This is a genomic window from Actinophytocola xinjiangensis, from assembly GCF_001921215.1.
Lineage (GTDB): Bacteria > Actinomycetota > Actinomycetes > Mycobacteriales > Pseudonocardiaceae > Actinophytocola > Actinophytocola xinjiangensis.
Map to the genome: position 1 here is coordinate 136,996 of NZ_MSIF01000019.1, position 18,618 is coordinate 155,613.

The 18,618-nt window shown below is 71.3% G+C and carries 18 protein-coding genes; 11 read left to right on the forward strand and 7 right to left on the reverse strand.

Translation table 11 applies throughout. From position 1 onward, the window contains the following. The first annotated feature begins 38 nt into the window (after positions 1 to 38). The gene (locus BLA60_RS30305; protein WP_245812228.1) at positions 39 to 722 is read left to right on the forward strand and encodes a DUF6529 family protein; all 684 of its coding nucleotides are present in this window, start codon (positions 39 to 41) and stop codon (positions 720 to 722) included. Between the two features lie 14 nt (positions 723 to 736). Further along, on the forward strand, positions 737 to 1,534 hold the full coding sequence (locus BLA60_RS45805) for a Rieske (2Fe-2S) protein (RefSeq protein WP_084735405.1): 798 nt from the start codon (positions 737 to 739) through the stop codon (positions 1,532 to 1,534). A gap of 325 nt (positions 1,535 to 1,859) precedes the next feature. On the opposite strand, the gene BLA60_RS30315 is transcribed toward BLA60_RS45805, so the two are convergent. After that, positions 1,860 to 2,927, reverse strand: a complete 1,068-nt coding sequence (locus BLA60_RS30315) for a GDSL-type esterase/lipase family protein (RefSeq protein WP_075136439.1) — start codon at positions 2,925 to 2,927, stop codon at positions 1,860 to 1,862. A gap of 62 nt (positions 2,928 to 2,989) precedes the next feature. On the opposite strand from BLA60_RS30315, the gene BLA60_RS30320 reads away from it, so the two are divergent. Then, the gene (locus BLA60_RS30320; RefSeq protein WP_154814727.1) at positions 2,990 to 3,397 is read left to right on the forward strand and encodes a hypothetical protein; all 408 of its coding nucleotides are present in this window, start codon (positions 2,990 to 2,992) and stop codon (positions 3,395 to 3,397) included. 25 nt (positions 3,398 to 3,422) lie between these two features. Here BLA60_RS30320 and BLA60_RS30325 read toward each other — a convergent pair whose 3' ends face one another. Next, positions 3,423 to 4,826: a S28 family serine protease gene (locus tag BLA60_RS30325; RefSeq protein ID WP_245812230.1), complete on the reverse strand. Its 1,404-nt coding sequence runs from the start codon at positions 4,824 to 4,826 to the stop codon at positions 3,423 to 3,425. A 168-nt stretch (positions 4,827 to 4,994) separates the two neighbouring features. On the opposite strand from BLA60_RS30325, the gene BLA60_RS30330 reads away from it, so the two are divergent. After that, positions 4,995 to 5,828 (forward strand): aldo/keto reductase, encoded by an 834-nt coding sequence (locus BLA60_RS30330; RefSeq protein ID WP_075136441.1) that lies wholly within the window; start codon positions 4,995 to 4,997, stop codon positions 5,826 to 5,828. 88 nt (positions 5,829 to 5,916) lie between these two features. On the opposite strand, the gene BLA60_RS30335 is transcribed toward BLA60_RS30330, so the two are convergent. Continuing rightward, positions 5,917 to 7,341 (reverse strand): KamA family radical SAM protein, encoded by a 1,425-nt coding sequence (locus BLA60_RS30335; protein ID WP_075136442.1) that lies wholly within the window; start codon positions 7,339 to 7,341, stop codon positions 5,917 to 5,919. Between the two features lie 86 nt (positions 7,342 to 7,427). Here BLA60_RS30335 and kdd point away from each other — a divergent pair, with 86 nt between their 5' ends. The 6 genes from kdd to BLA60_RS30365 all read left to right on the forward strand — a co-directional run bounded on the left by kdd (position 7,428) and on the right by BLA60_RS30365 (position 14,853). Further along, positions 7,428 to 8,459, forward strand: a complete 1,032-nt coding sequence (gene kdd, locus BLA60_RS30340) for an L-erythro-3,5-diaminohexanoate dehydrogenase (RefSeq protein WP_245812232.1) — start codon at positions 7,428 to 7,430, stop codon at positions 8,457 to 8,459. After that, the gene (locus tag BLA60_RS30345) at positions 8,456 to 9,892 is read left to right on the forward strand and encodes an amidohydrolase (RefSeq protein WP_075136444.1); all 1,437 of its coding nucleotides are present in this window, start codon (positions 8,456 to 8,458) and stop codon (positions 9,890 to 9,892) included. The genes kdd and BLA60_RS30345 overlap by 4 nt, the downstream gene beginning before the upstream one ends. Continuing rightward, the gene (gene kamD, locus BLA60_RS30350) at positions 9,893 to 11,590 is read left to right on the forward strand and encodes a lysine 5,6-aminomutase subunit alpha (RefSeq protein WP_084735408.1); all 1,698 of its coding nucleotides are present in this window, start codon (positions 9,893 to 9,895) and stop codon (positions 11,588 to 11,590) included. It abuts the gene before it with no gap. After that, positions 11,587 to 12,321, forward strand: coding sequence for a lysine 5,6-aminomutase subunit beta (gene kamE, locus BLA60_RS30355; protein ID WP_075136445.1), 735 nt, complete (start codon positions 11,587 to 11,589; stop codon positions 12,319 to 12,321). Before kamD ends, kamE begins: the two co-directional genes overlap by 4 nt. Then, positions 12,318 to 12,707 carry a 3-aminobutyryl-CoA ammonia lyase gene (gene kal / locus BLA60_RS30360; protein ID WP_075136446.1) on the forward strand — a complete coding sequence of 130 codons (390 nt, stop codon included), beginning with the start codon at positions 12,318 to 12,320 and terminating at the stop codon, positions 12,705 to 12,707. The genes kamE and kal overlap by 4 nt, the downstream gene beginning before the upstream one ends. An 88-nt stretch (positions 12,708 to 12,795) precedes the next feature. Continuing rightward, positions 12,796 to 14,853: an AMP-binding protein gene (locus tag BLA60_RS30365; RefSeq protein WP_075136447.1), complete on the forward strand. Its 2,058-nt coding sequence runs from the start codon at positions 12,796 to 12,798 to the stop codon at positions 14,851 to 14,853. Here the strand turns inward: BLA60_RS30365 and BLA60_RS30370 are convergent. Further along, positions 14,850 to 15,203, reverse strand: coding sequence for a VOC family protein (locus BLA60_RS30370; protein ID WP_075136448.1), 354 nt, complete (start codon positions 15,201 to 15,203; stop codon positions 14,850 to 14,852). The genes BLA60_RS30365 and BLA60_RS30370 overlap by 4 nt on opposite strands. Beyond that, a complete protein-coding gene (locus BLA60_RS30375; protein WP_075136449.1) occupies positions 15,197 to 15,646 on the reverse strand; it encodes a MarR family winged helix-turn-helix transcriptional regulator in 450 nt (149 codons plus the stop codon). Before BLA60_RS30375 ends, BLA60_RS30370 begins: the two co-directional genes overlap by 7 nt. Positions 15,647 to 15,689: 43 nt before the next feature. Between BLA60_RS30375 and BLA60_RS30380 the strand changes: the two genes are divergently transcribed. After that, positions 15,690 to 16,091, forward strand: coding sequence for a DUF5313 family protein (locus BLA60_RS30380; RefSeq protein WP_075136450.1), 402 nt, complete (start codon positions 15,690 to 15,692; stop codon positions 16,089 to 16,091). Here BLA60_RS30380 and BLA60_RS30385 read toward each other — a convergent pair. Continuing rightward, on the reverse strand, positions 16,067 to 17,056 hold the full coding sequence (locus BLA60_RS30385; RefSeq protein WP_075136451.1) for an inorganic phosphate transporter: 990 nt from the start codon (positions 17,054 to 17,056) through the stop codon (positions 16,067 to 16,069). The genes BLA60_RS30380 and BLA60_RS30385 overlap by 25 nt on opposite strands. A gap of 3 nt (positions 17,057 to 17,059) precedes the next feature. Then, a complete protein-coding gene (locus BLA60_RS30390) occupies positions 17,060 to 17,680 on the reverse strand; it encodes a DUF47 domain-containing protein (protein WP_075136452.1) in 621 nt (206 codons plus the stop codon). Positions 17,681 to 18,618 lie beyond the last annotated feature (938 nt).

Here is an 18,618-nt window from a genome sequence, read left to right on the forward strand (position 1 = left end):
CGGATCCGACGTCAGCGGGAGACGGGAGAACGTACGTGATGACCCAGGAATTCGGGCCGACCGGCCCGGTACCCGACGGCGACGCCACCCAGCCGGTACCCCAACACTGGTCCAGGCCCTCGGCGATGCCCACGACGTGGAACACCGGCGAGTGGGGCGTCGCCGAGGACGAGGACGAACCGGAGCGGGGCGGCTACCGGGGCGTGGTGATGGCGCTGGCGATCGGCTCGCTGGTCATGGTCACCATCGGCGTGTACGGCAAGGTGCACGAGCCGACCAACCAGGCGTTCAGCCTCGCCGGGTTCTCCACCGGGCTGCACGCCAAAACCTGGCTGGGCACGATCGCGTTCGTGCTGGCCGTGGTGCAGGTGGTCTCGTCGCTGGCCATGTGGGGCCGGCTGCCCGGCGTGCACGGTGACGGCCGGGTGGCCGGGATCCTGCACCGCTGGTCGGGGCGCCTGGCGGTGCTGGTGTCGCTGCCGGTGGCGGCGCACTGCCTGTACGCCCTGGGGTTCCAGGGCTTCGACACCCGGGTGCTGGTGCACTCGTTGCTCGGCTGCTTCTTCTACGGCGTCTTCGTCTGCAAGATGATCGTGCTCACCAAGCACGACAAGCCGGCGTGGCTGCTGCCGGTCGTCGGCGGTGTGGTGTTCACCGGGCTCACCGGGCTGTGGCTGACCTCCTCGGTGTGGTTCTTCACCGAGTACGGCGTGTCCTTCTGAAGGCAGGGAGATCGATGAAAGACAACACCCCGGTGCTGCCGAGGCGGACCGCGGTCGCCGGCACGGTCGCGGTGTGCGGCCTGGCGTCGGCGTGCGCACGCTACGGCGGCCCGGCCGGTCCGGCCGAGGCCGACACCGGCGAACCGGTGAAGGCACCGCCGACCGGCGAGGTCCTCGGGCTGGCCAAGGACGTTCCCGTGGGCGGCGGCACGATCCTCAAGGACAGAAAACTGGTGCTCACCCAGCCGACCGAGGGCGAGTTCCGGGCGTTCTCCGCCGTGTGCACCCACCAGGGCTGCCTGGTCAACGAGGTCGCCGACGGCACCATCAACTGCGACTGCCACGGCAGCAAGTTCGCCGTGGCCGACGGCGCGGTGACCGCCGGGCCCGCGCCGAGCCCGCTGGAGTCCCAGCAGGTCACGGTCACCGCCGACGGCGAGATCGTCACCGGCGACGCCCCGGCCGATACCACCACACCGGACACCACGCAGCCGGCGCCACCGGAGACGACCGAGGAGGTACCGGCCGGACTGGCCTCGACGGCCGACATCCCGGTCGGTGGCGGCACGGTGTTCGCCGACCAGGAAGTGGTGATCACCCAGCCGACCGAGGGCGAGTTCCGGGCGTTCTCCGCCGTGTGCACCCACCAGGGCTGCCTGGTGGGCAACGTCCAGGCCGGCACGATCAACTGCGACTGTCACGGCAGCAAGTTCGCCGTGGCGGACGGGTCGGTGACCGCCGGCCCGGCGTCGAGCCCGCTGCCCGAGCGCGCGGTGCGGGTCACCGGCGACCAGATCTCCCTGACCGGCTGACGTCGGGGGTTCGCGCGGGCCGGCCGTGCCCACTCCCCGGCACGGTCGGCCCCACCACCGCGACTGTCCGAAACTCGCCGGCCAGTTCACGCGGCGAGACCCGGTCGCCGTAGCCCAGCGACCGACCCTCTCGTGGTTCGGCGTCACCTGAGTGGCCGCGCGCCGGGGGCCCCCCGATTTCCAGGCTAGTCGAGAAGAGGGGCGTTTTCGGGTTTGGCCGATGGGTTGTGGACAACCCCGGTCGCGAGTGGTGGAGGTGTTCCACCCGCGCCAGTGCGGCTCGGACGTTCCCCTCGCCGGTCGTGCCCCGCCTCCGCGCGGCCGGTCAGGAGCCGGCGCTGGTGGCGGCGTGCAGGTCGCCGTCGTCGCCGGGTAGGCAGGCGGCGGCCCGGTCGGCGGTGGCCAGGAACTCGCCGAGGCAGCGGCCGAACTGGGCGTGGCCAAGTGCGTTGGGGTGGAAGGACTCCTGCAGTGCGTGGGTGGCCCGGTCCTCGTGTTGCAGGTCGTTCCACTGCACGGCCAGCCGGCGGAACCACTCGCTGTCGGGGTCGCTGGCCTGTGAGCAGGCCTCGCGTCCGGCGGCGGAGCGGGACAGGTCCAGGAACCGGGCGTCGACCTCGTTGGCGGCTTGGCGCACGCCGGCGGTGAGCACCGGCACGGCGGTGTCCTCGACCCAGCGCAGGTCCTGCGACCGGAACGGGCAGCCGGACAGGTCCTGCAGCCCGTCGGCGACGTTCGGGCTGATCGGCGCCGCGTAGGACTGGACGACGAGTTGGTAGTCGTCGTTGTCGTAGCCGGCGTCGTGCAGGACCGAGCGGATGTCGGTGAGGGCGCCGGTGAGCTTGGGCACCATCCGGTCGACGCGTTCTCCCCATTCGGGGCCGATGATGTCGCTGCACGCCTGGCCGCGGCCGGTCCACGCCTCGACGCACGAGTTGAGGACGTGGGAGAAGGCGGGGTCGTCGTTGGCGCCGGCGGCGACCACCACGGCCACCACCCGTTCCTTCTCGGCGATCTTGCCGAGGCGTTCTGCCTGGGACGGTTCGGTGTACTGCTCGGCGTCACCGAGGCCGACCTGGGCGGAGGGTGCGCCCGAGCAGGCGAGGTTGTAGGCGTGGTCCACGGCCCGCATCCCGGTCTTGTTGATCAAGGCGTGTGGCGAGCGGTGGCACCAGTTGCCGTCCTCGCCGTCGGTGCCGGGTTCGTAGTCGCCGGCGCCCTCGCCGGAGATGGTGCTGTCGCCCATGGCGACGATCACCCGGGGCGCGTCGCGCGGGGGGCCGGGTGGTCGGGTCGGTTCCTCGGAGGGTCGGGACGCGACGAACACGAAGACGCTGCAGAGCACGACTACGAGCGCGAGCGCGAACCAGCCTCGCCATCCAGACGGTCGCATCGGCGTCGAGTGTAGAGACTCCCACCGACGGTGCCCGACCGCGTCGGTGGATCATGGGGACCGTGAGTACCGACACGCTGACCGGAAGTGCCCGCACGATGACGGTCTGGGCCGGCGGGTTGTTCGCCGTGGTTTCGGCCATGCACCTGCTGTTCTTCGTCGGCGGATCGCTGGACCACCTGCCGGACTGGGTGCCCGGCGGCCCGCTGTGGACCTCGCTGTCGCCGGGGGACACGATGGGCCAGCCGCTGGCCTGGTTCTGGCTGTCGGTGGGCAGTTTCGCGGTGCCGACGCTGCTGCTGGGGCTGGTGCTGGCGGGTTCGGCGCGGCAGGGGCGCGCGTTGCCGGGTTACGTGACCTGGACGCTGGCCGTCTGGACGGTGGTGGCCGCGCTGATGGTGTTGCCCTCGGGGCTGCCGGTGCTGGTGGTGGCGTCGGGTCTGCTGGTGGCGGCCCGCCTGCGCCGCTGACCGGGGCCAGCGGCGCAGGCACGGGTCACATCGGCCAGCGCTGGTTCCTCGGGTCGCGCTGGTCCAGTTCGGCGAGCGCGGCGGAGGCCAGGGGAGCGGTCACCGCCTCCACGCCGCCCCAGCGCAGCACGGTGGCGGTGGCCGAGGCGCGGTCGGCCGGGGTGAGCAGTTCGATGTCGGCGCCGTGGTTGGCGCCGGGTGCGGTGAACGTGTGCGTGTCCGGGCCGCCGGGGTGGAACCGTTCGGCACCCCACGGGTCGTTGCCGCCGTAGACGAACAGGATCTCGCTGGCCTCACGGCTGACCCATCTGTCCACATCGGACATCGGCAACGGGTCGTGCGGGGCACGCAGGTCGGCCGGCAGGCTGGAGTTGGCGACGTAGAGGTTCGGGTAGCGCAGCAGGTCCTTGAGGTAGCGGAACTTCGGCTGCGGCCAGCCGAGCTGGGTGGCGGCCTGGTAGTAGTACGGCGCGTAGGGCGTGATGCCCTCGTCGGAGTAGAAGCTCGGGACGGCGATGGTCTCGATGAACGCGAAGATCTCCTCGGTGGTGGCGTCGGCGCCGGGCACGGTGTCGCAGGCGGCCTCGCTGGAGTGTTGCCAGAACACCCACTCCAGATCGAGCACGATCATCTCGAAGGCCCTGTCGGACGAGCCGAAGACCTCGTCGAAGGTCAGGTCGTTGTCCGCCGCGTAGGCGTCGTACAGGGTGACCAGGTCGGTGCGCCGGTTCAGTGCCTCGCGCTGCAGGGCCTTGAGCGCGGTGCGGCAGGCCGGGGTGGTGCCGACGGTGTCGAAGAACCGGTCGTAGGCCGTGTCGGCGCGGTTGTTCGCGTCGTTGGGGGTCACGTAGGCGACCACGCCGTCGACGTCACGCGGGTAGAAGCGGCGGTGGTAGACCGAGGTCATGCCGCCCTTGCTGGCCCCGGTGGAGATCCACGCCTGGGTGTAGAGCGGTGCGAGGGTCTGCACGATCCGGTGGTGGTCGGTGGCGCCCTGCCAGATGGTGAGCGTGTCCCAGTCGGCCGGGTCGGGTCGCGACGGGCTGAAGAACCGCTGCTCGACGGAGATCTGGTTGGCGTCCAGCAACGCGGTCGGCTCGGACCGGAAGGCGTACTCGGGCATGTTGTAGCCGGTGGTGTGCAGGACCATCGGCCGGTCCTGGGCGCGGTGCAGCAGCTGGAAGCGTTGCTCGAAGGTGGCGCCGGCGGGGTTGGTGTGGTCGACGGGCTGACGGATCGTCAGCAGGAAGAACCGGTAACCCTCGGCGGGTGGCGGCTGCTCGGCGGTCACCGTGACGCCGGGCAGGGCCTCCAGTTGGTCGGCGAGGTCGGGCGCGGGGGCGGCGTGCGCCGGGATCGCCGCTGTCAGCCCGATCAGGCTGGCGGCGAGGGCCGGCACGAGCACGGCCGTTCTTGTTCGGATGGACACGACTCTCCTCGGTAGACACGTGGTCGCTCACCGTGTACGACGGTCGCGGTGAGTGTTCACCAGGGAGAGGGTGTGAGGTACCCCGAGAAGACGGCACTTCGGAGCGTGTGCGGACGATCACCCACCGCGCGCCGAATGGCTGGGCCGCCGGCGGGTACATCAGTGGGCATGAACTCCGGCCACATTCCCACCGTCGAGCTGAACAACGGGGTCGCGATGCCTCGACTGGGCTTCGGTGTGTTCCAGGTGCCCAACGAGGAGACCGAGGCGGCGGTGTCCGAGGCGTTGCGGGCGGGCTACCGCGCCATCGACACGGCGAAGGCCTACGGCAACGAACCGGGCGTCGCCTCGGCGCTGCGTGCCTCCGGTGTCGCCCGCGAGGACCTGTTCGTGACGACCAAGCTGTGGAACAACGACCACGGCCACGACCGGGCGCTGCACGCGTTCGACACCAGCCTGCGGCTGCTCGGCCTGGACTACCTGGACCTGTACCTGATCCACTGGCCGGCGCCGTCCTCGGACCGGTACGTCGAGACGTGGCGGGCGCTGGTCAGCCTGCTGGCCGGCGGGCGGGTCCGGGCGGTCGGCGTGTCGAACTTCCAGCCGGCGCACCTGCGGCGGATCGTGGCCGAGACCGGCACCGTGCCCTCGGTCAACCAGGTCGAGCTGCATCCCTACCTGCAGCAGGCCGAGCTGCGGGAGCTGCACGCCGAGCTGGGGGTGGTGACCGAGGCGTGGAGTCCGCTGGCCAAGGGCGGTGAGCTGCTGGCCGACCCGGTGGTGGGCGAGGTGGCCCGCCGGCACGCCCGCACACCGGCGCAGGTGGTGCTGCGCTGGCACCTCCAGTTGGGCAACGTGGTGATCCCGAAGTCGGTGACGCCCGCGCGGATCAGGGAGAACCTGGACGTGTTCGGCTTCGCGCTCGGCGAGGACGACATGGCCGCGATCGGCACCCTGGACCAGGGTCTGCGTACCGGTCCGGACCCGGACCACTTCGGCTGAGTGCGGACAGCGGTCGTCCGGCGGGCCCCCTGCGGTCCGCCGGACGACGTCGTGGCCGCTGTCGTGGCCGCTGTCGTGGCCGCTCGGGCTACTCGGGGTCGAGTCCGCCGTCGGGGTTGTCGGCCCACCAGCGCTGACCGGTCCTGGGCAGGGTGGCGATCGGGTCGAAGTAGGGGTAGCGGCGGCTCAGCGCGTCGGGGTCGTCGCGTTCGATGCCGGTGCGGTAGTTCTTCGTCCAGTAGGAGATGCCGCGTTCCCGGTCGTAGTCGGCGAGCTGGTGGACCCAGCGTTTGCCGACGTAGGGCACGTCGCAGATGATCCGGGGCGTCGCGTAGCCGGGCAGGTAGCCCATGATGGCGTGCTGGAGCTGTTGGGCTTCCCAGACGGCGACCCGCCAGTGCTCGGCGTTGGGGATCATGTCGCACATGTAGAAGTAGTACGGCAGGATGTTCGCCTCGCCCTGCAACGCGAAGCACAGGTCGAGCAGGTCGTCGGGGGTCGCGTTGACGCCGCGCATCAGCACGCCCTGGTTGCGTACGTCGCGGACGCCGACCTCCAGCGCGGTGCGGGCGGCCTCGGCGACCAGCGGGGTGACCGACTGGGCGTGGTTGACGTGGGTGTGGATGGCCAGGTTGACGCCCCGGCGGGCGGCGGTGCGCGCGACCCGCTCCAGGCCTTCGACGACCTTGGGCTGCAGCCAGTGCTGGGGCATGCCGGCCAGCGCCTTGGTGGCCAGCCGGATGTCGCGGACGGTCTCGATGTCCAGCAGCCGCATGAGGAACGCCTCGAGCTGGTGCCAGGGCACGTTGGCCACGTCACCGCCGGAGACCACGACGTCGCGCACGCCGGGGGTGCGGCGCAGGTAGTCGATCATCTGGTCCTGGCGGTCGACCGGTTTGAGGGTCAGCTTGTGCTTGTCGACCTGGGAGGTCGAGTTGCCGACCAGGTCCATGCGGGTGCAGTGCCCGCAGTACTGCGGGCAGGTGGAGAGCAGCTCGGCGAGGACCTTGGTCGGGTAGCGGTGGGTGAGCCCTTCGACGACCCACATCTCGGCCTCGTGCAGCGAGTCGCGTGAGGAGTGCGGGTGGCTGGGCCAGGTGGGGTCGCGGTCGCTGGCGACCGGGAGCATGTACTTGCGCACGGGGTCGTGCAGGAAGGCCTTGGTGAACGACCCGTCGACGGTGGGCGCCATGGTGTTGAGCATCTGCGGCGGCAGCAGCATCGACATGGTGGCGTGCCGCTGCTGGTCGTCGAGCAGGTCGTCGTAGAACGACTCCTCCAGCAGGTCGCCGGCCACGGCGCGGAGTTGCTTGAGGTTCTTCACGCAGTGCACGCGCTGCCACTGGGCGTCACGCCACTGGGCCTCGGTGACTTCTCGCCAGCCGGGGAAGCGCCGCCAGTCGGGCTCGACCAGCTCTGTGCGCCGGTACTCGTACGGTTGGCGCACCGTCTCCTCGACCGCATCGGAGACGGTGGTGGCGGCGGGGTTCTGGTGCGATGAAGACGCCGTCATCTGTTCTCCTCGACGCTAGTGTTGCGTAAAGATATGCTGTCACAAGCCAGTGTAAGCGCAAATCCTACGGAAGGATGGCGGGCCACGTGACTTCTTCGGCGTACGGGCTGCACCGCGTGGTGGAACCGGCCGGCGTGCTCCCGCAACAAGCGTGGCGCCTGTCGAGCGACCCGCGGTTGTCTCCCGATGAGGTCCTGGTCGACGTCAGCCGGCTCAACCTGGACGCCGCCTCCTACCGTCAGCTGCGTGAGCAGCACGGCTCGCCGGAGGCGGTCCGGCGCGCGGTCCTGGAGATCGTCGAGACGCGCGGCAAGATGCACAACCCGGTCACCGGGTCGGGCGGCATGCTGCTCGGCACCGTCCGTGAGGTCGGCCCGGAGTCCCCGCTCGGCCTGCGCGTCGGCGACCGGATCGCGACCCTGGTGTCGCTGACCCTGACCCCGCTGCGCATCGAGGACGGGCTGGCCGACTGGTCCGGCGAGGGCGAGCAGGTCCCCTGCCGGGGCACCGCGGTGCTGTTCGGCCGCTCGATCGCCGCGACCCTGCCCGCCGACCTGCCCGAGGAGCTGGCCCTGTCGGTGCTGGACGTGTGCGGCGCCCCCGCGCTCACCGACCGGGTCGTCCGCTCCGCCGGACCGGCACCGTCGGTCCTGGTCCTGGGGGGCGGCGGCAAGTCGGGCAGCCTCTCGCTGGCCGCCGCGCGCCGCGCCGGCGCCGAACGGCTGGTCGCGCTGGTGCCGACCGAGCGGGAGGCCGACGACGTGCTGTCCGCCGGCCTGGCCGACGAGGTCGTGATCGCCGACGCCCGCGACCCGCTGGCCGTGGCCGACGCGGTCGGCACCCCGGTCGACGTGACCGTGGTGTGTGTGGACGTACCCGGCTGTGAGCACGGCGCGGTGCTGGCCACCGCCGACGGCGGCACGATCGTGTTCTTCTCCATGGCCACCTCCTTCCCGGCCGCCGCGCTGGGCGCCGAGGGCCTGGCGGCCGACGTGCGGATGCTCATCGGCAACGGCTACGTGCCGGGACACGCCGAGTTCGCCATCGACCTGATCCGCTCCGAGCCGGGGGTGCGCGAGCTGTTCGAACGGCGTGAACGGCACACTTCCCGGACATGACGACCCTGTTCACCGGCGCCCGGGTCCACGGGTCGCCGGCCACCTCGCTGGCCGTGGCCGGCGGTCTGCTCACCTGGCTGGGCCACGACTACCCCGGCCAGGCCACCACCACGGTCGACCTGGCCGGCGCGCTGGTGACACCCGCGTTCGTCGACGCCCACGTGCACGCCACCGCCGCCGGTCTGCTGCGCACCGGCCTGGACCTGACCGCCGCGACCTCACTGACCGACGTGCTCGACGCCGTGCGTGACCGGGTCGCCGCCGCCCCGGCCGAACCGGTATGGGGCCACGGCTGGGACGAGACCGCCTGGCCGGACAACCGCCCGCCGACCCGCGCCGAACTGGACGCCGCCGCCGGCGACACGCCCGTGTACCTGTCGCGGGTGGACGTGCACTCCGCGTTGGCGAGCACCGCGCTGGTCGAGTTGGCCCCGGCCGCGCGCACCGCCCCCGGCTGGTCACCCGACGGCCCGCTGACCCGCGACGCCCACCACCACGTGCGCGGCGCGGCCCGCGCCGGCCTGAGCGCCGAGCAGCGGCACGCCGCCCAACGGGCGTTCCTGACCCACGCCGCGTCGCGGGGCGTGGCCAGCGTGCACGAGTGCGGCGGCCCGGACATCGCCGGCCGCGAGGACTTCGACGAGCTGCTGGCCCTCGACTCGCCGGTCGAGGTCGTCGGCTACTGGGGTGAACGCGGCCCGTGCCCGCCCGGCGCCCGGGGCCTGGCCGGTGACCTGTTCGTCGACGGCGCCCTCGGCTCGCGCACCGCCGCGCTGCACGCCCCGTACACCGACGCCCCACACACCAGCGGCGCCCGCTACCTGGACGCCGAACAGATCGCCGCCCACCTGGTCGCCTGCACCGAGGCGGGCCGGCAGGCGGGGTTCCACGTCATCGGGGACGCGGCCGTGGCCGAGGTCGTCGCCGGGTTCCGGCGCGCGGAGAAGGTCGTGGGGGAGCAGGCACTCGCCGGGTCGCGCCACCGGCTGGAGCACCTGGAGATGATCACCGCCGAGCAGGCGGACGAGTTGGCCCGGCTCGGGGTCGTCGCCTCGGTGCAGCCGCTGTTCGACGCCGCCTGGGGCGGGCGCGAGGGCATGTACGCCCAGCGGCTCGGTGCGCGGGCCGCCGCGCTCAACCCGTTCGCCACCCTGGCCGCCGCCGGCCTGACGCTGGCGTTCGGCTCGGACGCGCCGGTCACCCCGGTCGACCCGTGGGCCACGGTCGACGCGGCGGTGCACCACCGCACGCCCGGCTCGGGGATCGACGAGGCGGCCGCGTTCGCCGCGCACACCCGGGGCGGGCGGATCGCCGCCGGGCAGGACTGGACCGGTGACCTGACCCCGGGCGCGCCGGCGACGTTCGCGGTGTGGCGCGAGCGCCGCTGTGTTCGGCTGGTCCGCGACGGAACAACGATGTTTGAGGTGAGCTGAGTGGCGTTGCTGGACCTTGACCCCGACGTGGTGGCCACCGCGCGGCGGCTGGCGGCGCTGGCCGCCGAGCCGGTGGTGGACATCGCCAGGGCGCACACCACGGTCGCCGTGGAGCGGGCGACGCTGCGCCTGGCCGGGATCACCGGCGCCGACACCGGCCACCGGGCCGGTGACGTGCCGTGGGTGAACCGGGTGGTCGACACCGTGCGCGAGCAGTGCGGCCTGGAGCACGGCGTGGTGACGCCGGCGTTCCACGCGCTGCGCGAGCACGACCTGGCCACGCTCACCGACCTCGCCGAGGCCACCGCCGCCGGCCAGATCCGGTACCGGGTACCGACCGGCGCCGACGCCCGCCGCGCCGCCAAGGCCGGCCGCACGGCGGTCGCCCGCGGGCTGCGGACCGTCGACCGCAACCGCGCCCAGCGCGACCGGCTGGTCGCCCGGCACGGCGACCCGGCGCAACGCCCGTGGATCTACCTGATCGTGGCGACCGGCGACATCGACGAGGACGTGGTGCAGGCCGCGAACGCCGCCCGCGCCGGCGCCGACGTCATCGCCGTCATCCGCTCCACCGGCCAGTCCCTGCTGGACTACGTGCCCGAGGGCGCCACCCACCACGGGTTCGCCGGCACCTACGCCACCCAGGAGAACTTCCGGATCATGCGCGCCGCCATGGACGAGGTGTCCAAGGAGGTCGGCCGCTACATCCGGGTCACCAACTACGCCTCGGGCCTGTGCATGCCCGAGATCGCGGTGCTGGCCGGGTTGCAGCGGCTGGACATGATGCTCAACGACTCCATGTACGGCATCCTGTTCCGCGACATCAACCCGATCCGCACGTTCGTCGACCAGCGGTTCTCCCGGCAGGTACACGCGCGGGCCGGGATCATCATCAACACCGGCGAGGACAACTACCTGACCACCGCCGACGCGGTCGAGGCCGCGCACACGGTGACCGTGTCCCAGCTGCTCAACGAGCACTTCGCGCACGAGGCCGGGTTGCCGGACGAGCTGCTGGGCCTGGGGCACGCGTTCGAGATCAACCCGGAGGTGCCCGAGTCGTTCCGGCTGGAGCTGGCGCACGCGCTGCTGGCCAGGGAGCTGTTCCCGGACGCCCCGCTCAAGTGGATGCCGCCGACCAAGCACATGACCGGCGACGTGTGGAAGGGCTACCTGCTCGACGGGTTCTTCAACCTGGCCGGCCTGTTGACCGGGCAGTCGATCCTGCTGGTGGGCATGATGACCGAGGCGGTGGTGACGCCGTTCCTGTCCGACCGCGACCTGGCGCTGGGCAACGTCCGCTACGTGCTGAACGCGGCCGCGGGCCTGCGGGAGGACTTCCGGCCCGCGCCCGGCGGGCTGATCGTCAAGCGCGCCCACCAGGTCCTGGACGAGGCCGTCGACCTGCTGGACCGCATCGTGCGCGACGGGCTGCTCCCGGCCATCGCCGACGGCACGTTCGGCCTGATGAAACGCCCCCCGGACGCCGGCAAGGGCGCCGACGGCGTGATCGAGAAGGCCGACGGCTACCTGAATCCGGCGTCGGACCTGCTGGAAGGAGCGGGAGCTCCGGAGCGGTCGGCGTCTGGACTGATGAGCGCGCGCAGGCGCGCCAGCGCCGAGCACGCGAAGAGGGAAGACGCCGGCTCAGCGCAGGGGCGGGAGCGACCAGAAAACACCGAGGGGGCCACGAAATGACCAAGCGGCACGTTCGCCCCTACGGGGACACCACCGGCGACGGGATGGTGCAGGTGTCGTTCACGCTGCCCGTGCCGCCGGGGCCCAAGGCCGACGGGGCGGCGTTGCAGCTGGCCACCAAGATGGGCCTGGACCCGGCGATGGTCGTGCACTCCCACGGGATCGGCGACTCGTTCACGTTCTTCGTCGTGTACGGCTCGGCCAGCCACATCGTCGACCTGGACGCGGTGACCGTGGTGGAGCGCGAGTATCCGCTGCTCTCGCCGTCGGAGGTGAACGGCGCGGTGCGCAAGTCGTTGCGCCGCAAGCTGGTCGTGGTCGGCGGCTGCATCGGCACCGACGCGCACACCGTGGGCATCGACGCGATCCTCAACATCAAGGGCTTCGCCGGCGAGAAGGGCCTGGAGTACTACCGCGAGCTGCGCGTGATCAACCTCGGCGCGCAGGTCAGCGTCCCGGAGCTGGTGAAACGGGCCCGCTCGGAGAAGGCCGACGCCGTCCTGGTCTCCCAGGTCGTCACCCAACGCGACGCGCACATCCTCAACACCCGCGAGATGTCGGCGGCGTTCAACGAGGCCATGGGCGAGCGGCGGCCGGTGCTGATCGCCGGCGGCCCCCGGTTCGATCCGTTGATGGCGGGGGAGTTGGGGGTGGACCGGGTCTTCGGCCGGGGCACCACCCCCGGCGAGGTCGCCTCCTTCCTGGTGCACGCGATGAAGGGGAACGCATGAGTCCAACTGTCGGGTTCTCGGTGACCCACCGCCGGTACGTGCCCTACGCGCACGCCCACTACGGCGGGAACCTGGTCGACGGCGCCTACGGGCTGGCGCTGTTCGGTGACGTGGCGACGGATCTGTCGATCCACACCGACGGCGACGAGAGTCTGCTGGCCGGCTACTCGACCGTGGAGTTCCTGGCGCCGATCCAGGCCGGTGACGTGGTCGAGGTGACCGCGACCCTGACCCGGGTCGGCAACCGCTCCCGCGACGTGGCGTTCGAGGCGCGCGTGCTGTGCCGGGCGGCGCCCGAGCGTGGCCCGTCGGCGGCCGACGTGCTCGATCCGCCGCTGGTGGCAACCAGGGCGAGCGCGACCGTGGTGGTTCCCGCCCCGGCCTGAGATGCTTCGCGGCAACCGGATCTTGCTCCGTCACGGAGCGGGCTGCTGGTAGAGGGCTCCGGGTGTTCGCTGGCGATCGGAGGGCGCGGTGGCGGCAGACCTGGTCGAAGTGGTGGAGGTCCTGGACCACCCGAGGGAGCGCCTGTGGGCGTTGCTGTGCGAACTGGAGTCCCTGCCCCGGTTCGTGCGGGAGATCAGCTGGGTGGAGCGCGCCGGGCACGCCGAGCACGGCGCCGGCAGCCGCTACGAGATGCGGTTGTGCGTCGGCCAGGGTGCCGTGTACCGCAACGACGTCGAGATCCTGGTGCACCGCCCGCCGGAGCACCTGGTGGCGGTGAGCCCGCACTGGCCGGGCGGGCACGTGGCGCTGCGCCTGGCCGACCTGGACGATGGCCGCTGCCAGTTGTCGTTGACGTTGTCGTTGCCGCCGATCCAGCCGCCGACCGTGGTCACCGCCGGTTGGCTGCGTAAACGCGCCCGCCGGGCGATCGGCCTGATCGACGCGCACCTGTCGGGCACCCCGCTGACCGTGTCGCGTTCGCGGCTGGACCAGACGGCGACCAGCAAGTCGCAGTTGGCGGTGGCGAAGGTGCTGACCCGCGCGGGCATCCTGGCGCCGGGTCGCCCGGACCGGGTTCTCAAACAGCTCAACGCGTTGGCCCGGTGGGGCGCGACGGTCGCCGGTGGCTACCAGGCGGCGCTGGCGCGGGTCCCGCAGGCCGTGGCGATCGCCGACGATCTGGGGGTGTTGACCTTCGCCAATGTCGACGCGCGCACCACGCGGCTGGCCAACGCGCTGGCCGAGCTCGGGGTGCGGCAGGGCCGGCGGGTGGCGCTGATGTGCCGCAACCACGGGGCGTTGGTGGAGGCGCTGATCGCGTGCGGCAAGCTCGGCGCGCACAGTCTGCTGCTCAACACCGGTCTGTCGGCCGCCCAGGTCACCGAGACCGTGCACAGCCACCGCCCGGCGGTGCTGCTGCTCGACGACGAGTTCGTGCCGCTGACCCACGAGCTGCCGCCGGCGCTGCCGCGCGTGTGTACGTGGGGTGAGGGCGGTCCGACGGTGGACGAGCTGATCGACGCGGCGTCCCAGGACAGGGTCCGCCCGCCGACCGCCCCCGGCAAGATCATCGTGTTGACGTCGGGGACGACCAGCAACCCCAGGGGCGCCCGGCGCCGCAACCCGCACGGGCTGCGCACCGCGGCGGCCGTGCTGTCGCGGATCCCGCTGCGCGACGGGGAACGGATGCTGGTCGCCGCGCCGCTGTTCCACACGTGGGGGCTGGCCGCGTTGCAGCTGGGGATGCCGCTGCACGCGCAGTTGGTGCTCGCGCGCCGGTTCGACGCCGAGCAGACCCTGGAGTTGGTGGAGCGGCACCGGTGCACGTCGCTGTTCGCGGTGCCGATCATGTTGCAGCGCATCATGGATCTGCCGGCGAGGGTGCGCCGCGCCTACGACACGTCGTCGCTGCGGGTGGTGGCCAGCAGCGGGTCACCGATGTCGGCGCGGTTCGTCACGGCGTTCCTCACCGAGTTCGGTGACGTGCTGTACAACCTGTACGGGTCGACGGAGGTGTCGTGGGCGAGCATCGCCGATCCGGCCGATCTGCGGGCCGCGCCGACGACGGCCGGCCGCTGCCCGCTGGGGACCCGGGTGGGCATCCTGGACGCCGACGGTGAGCCGGTGCCGCCCGGTGTCGTCGGCCAGATCTGCGTCGGCAACGACATGCTGTTCGAGGGCTACACCGGCGGCGGCACGAACCGCCGCTACGACGACCTGATGGTCACCGGCGACGTCGGCCACCTCGACGCCGACGGCCGCCTGTTCGTCTCCGGCCGCGACGACGACATGATCATCTCGGGTGGGGAGAACGTCTTCCCGCGACCGGTGGAGGAGCTGTTGCTGACCCTGCCGCAGGTGGCCGACGCGGCGGTGGTGGGCGTGCCCGACCGCGAGTTCGGCCAGCGTTTCGCCGCGTACGTGGTCCTGCGTCAGGGTGCCGCCCTGACCGCCACCACGATCCGCGACTACGTCCACGACCACCTCCCCCGCTTCGCCGTCCCCCGCGACGTCGTGTTCGTCGACACCCTGCCCCGCAACGCGACCGGCAAGGTCATGCGCCGCCACCTCCTCGCCGACGGCTAGCGGGTGTCGATCACGCAGAAGCGGTTGCCCTCGGGGTCGGCCAGGACGGTGAAGTCGGCGTCGGGTGGGTAGTCGGGCCAGTTGACCTGGGTGGCGCCCAGGCCGAGGAGGCGGTCGATCTCGGCCTCGGGGGTGGTGGTGTAGAGGTCGAGGTGGACGCGGGGGCGTGGCTGGACGGGTGTCTCGCTGGTGCCCAGGGAGATGTTGGGGCCGGCGCCGGTGCGGGGGCGCAGGACGACCCAGTCGGGTTCCGGGGTGTCGCGGGGGACGTAGTCGAGGGCCTGGGTCCAGAACCGCTGGGCGCGGGGGAGGTCGCTGACGCCGAGGACGACCGAGCCGACGGTCAGCATGGCCGGGTGGCGGCGATGACGCGGGAGAGCATGGTGTGCAGTTCCTCCAGTTCGGTGACCTCCATGCCGAGTTGTTCGACGACCCGGTAGGGGATCTTCTCCGCCTCGGCGCGCAGGGCGCGGCCGGCGTCGGTCAGGCCGACGGCGAGTTGGCGTTCGTCGGCGGTGTCGCGGCGGCGTTCGACGTAGCCGAGGGCTTCGAGGCGTTTGAGCATGGGGGACAGGGTCGCGGGTTCGTGGCGCAGGGTCTGGCCGATGTCGCGGACGGTGCGCGGGGACTTCTGCCACAGCGCCAGCATCACCAGGTACTGCGGGTGGGTCAGGCCGTGGGGTTCGAGCAGTGGCCGGTAGATCCCGATGACGCTGCGCGAGGCGACCGACAGCGCGAAGCAGACCTGTCGTTCCAGTGCGAGTGGGTCCTCGCCGAGGTCAATCTGTTTCATGTATCACCCTAACGATTAGCGTACTAAGTGTTAGTGTAGCAACATGGCTGAACGACCGAACCCGATCCAGTGGCTCTGGTACGCCGTGGGCGGCCGGCTGCCCACCTCCCTGCACGACTGGGTGTTCGCCGACGTCACCGCCAGGACCTGGGTCTGGCGCCACGTCGCCCGGATGAGCGTGCTGGTCCTGCCGCTGTCCGCCGCCTGCCTGCTGGTCCCCGGCCCGATCGGGCTGCGCCTGGCGATGGCGTTGCTGCTGGTCATCGTCGGCGCCTACTTCTCGCTGTCCTACGTCGAGGAGAGCGCCGACCTGCGGGCGGTCAAGCACGGTCACGAGCCGGGCGCGGCCAAGGCCGTGCGTGAGGCCCGCGACCACGACGCCCAGGCCCTCCAGCGCGCCCGCTACGCGGAGAACTTCCGTCAGAACACCGAGACCACTCCGTAGGCCAGCGCGGCGATGGTCGCGGCCGCCGGTGCGGTGAGCACCCAGCCGATCGCGATGTCCCCGGCCACCGACCAGCGCACGGCCGAGCGCCGCGTGGTCGCGCCGACGCCCATGACCGCCGAGGTCATCACGTGGGTGGTGGAGACCGGCGCGGCGAACACGAACGCCGTCAGGTACAGCACCGACGACGCCGAGACCTCCGCGGCGAACCCGTGCGCGGGGGTGAGGTTGAAGATGCGCCGGCCCAGCGTGCGCATGATCCGCAGCCCGCCCGACCAGGTGCCGGCCGCCAGCGCGGTCGCGCAGAGCAGGATCACCCAGAACGGCACCGAGTAGTCGCTCTGGTGACCGGTGATGACCAGCGAGAGCACGATCACGCCCATGCTCTTCTGCGCGTCCTGCAGCCCGTGGCCCAGCGCGAGGCTGGAGGCCGACAGGATCTGTGCCCGGCGCAGCCACCGCCCGGCCGCGTGCGCGTTGACCTTGCGGAACGCCCACAGCATGCCCAACATCACCAGGTAGCCCAGGGTGAGCCCGACCAGCGGCGAGAGCACCATCGGGATGGCGACCTTGGTCAGCACCCCCGACCAGTGCACCTGGGTCGCCGAGGCGAGCGCGGCGCCGACCAGGCCGCCGATCAGCGCGTGCGACGAGGACGACGGCAGGCCGAAGTACCAGGTGGTGATGTTCCACAGGATGGCGCCGATCAGCGCGGCGCCGACGACCATCAGGCCGGCGTCGCCGCTGGGGGTGGCGATCACCCCACTGGCGATGGTCACCGCGACGCCCGTGCCGGCCAGGGCGCCGATGAGGTTCATCACGGCCGCCAGGCCCAGCGCCCCGCGCAGCGACAGCGCCCGGGTGGACACGGCACTGGCGATGGCGTTGGCGGCGTCGTGGAAGCCGTTGGTGTAGTCGAACGTGGTCACCAGGGCGATGACCAGGATGAGCGCGAGGAGTTCCACCGATCAGGACTCTTTCACCGCGATGCTGTGCACCACGTCGGCCACGTGCTCGAAGGCGTCGGCCGCCGACTCGAGCTGGTCGATGATCTCCTTGAGCTTCATCACCGTCAGCGGCTCCAGCTCGCCGCTGAACAGGTAGGTGAGTAAGCGCCGGTAGACCTGGTCGGCCTCGTTCTCCAGCTCGTTGATCTTGACCCAGTAGTCGGTCAGGTGCCGCAGGGTGGCCAGGCGGGGCATGGCCGAGGCGGTGAGCTTGGCCATCTCCTCCAGCAGCTCGACCTGCCGGCCCACGCCGTCGGGCAGGGCCTCGGGGTCGTAGAGCGTGGCCAGGTCGACGGCGGCGTCCATGTAGTCGATGACGTCGTCCAGGCGCACGGCGAGGCGGTAGATGTCCTCGCGGTCGAACGGGGTGATGAACGAGCGGTCCAACTGCTCGATGATGTCGTGGGTGGCGTCGTCGCCGGCGTGCTCGGCGTCGTGCATGCGTTTGGCCAGGTCGGCCCGTGCCTCGGTCGGCGCGGCGACGAACTCGCGCAGCACCTCGACCGCCGAGGCGATGTTCGTGCCGGCCACGCTGAACAGGTCGAAGAACCGGGTGTCCCGGGGCTTGAGTCGCAGGCGCATCAACGCCCTCCCTCCGATGATCGTCGGCAGCAGTATGGCCGCACGTCACCGGAGCGCCACGTTCAGTGCACCCTCCGTTCACCGTTGGGGACCGAGCGGACGATCACGTGGTCGGCACGTCCGCGGGAGAAAGTACCTGGTCAACCGAGAGGGGGCATGCGCGGGGGCGAGAAAGAAATGGGCCCGCCGGAGAAATCGGAGCAATTTGATAGAGGGAGCGATTTGTCCGATGGGGACGGATTGTTTCGTTCGGGAGAATACCGCTCCAGGTGTTCTCGAGTTGTTCGAGTGGTCGTGCCGCCATCATCGAACCTGACTGAATCGCCGCTGGTGGCGGCACGTACCATGCCTCGAACAGTGCTCGATCGGGGCCCAATCAGTGCCCCGTCAGGGGATGTCAGCCACAGCCGCAGGAGCCGCCACAACATCCACTGTTGCCACAACCGCCGCATCCACAGTTACAGCCGCCACGCATGGTGACCCTCCTTAGAGAGGTTGCCTCCGTCCGGTTGACAGTACTCCCTAATGACCTTGTATTGAAGGATCCTTACTGGCATGAGTAACGAACTGGTCCCCGGGGTGATATCCGGCTACGTGGACGCTGACTGTCAGTGGACCTACAGCGTCTGGAACGGGGCCGAATGGGTGGACGTCGGCCGTGATCGCGCCGACGCCCTGAAGGCGGCGACACGCATTCCCGCTCCCCGTCGAACTCCTGACTGATCTGTCCGTCCACAATGGACCAATAACGACCCGTCCGACGCACGGCCCGATGATTCTTTCGCGGAATTCTTTTCGCCGGCCATCCGGATATCGCGGGCGCACCGCCGGACGCCGGACACGCCCGCGTCCACCGCCCCCGCGCCGGTCGCCCGGGCCCCCGGGCTGACCTGCGCCGACGGCTCGAACGGGCATTCGAAACCAGGTGCGGGAACGGC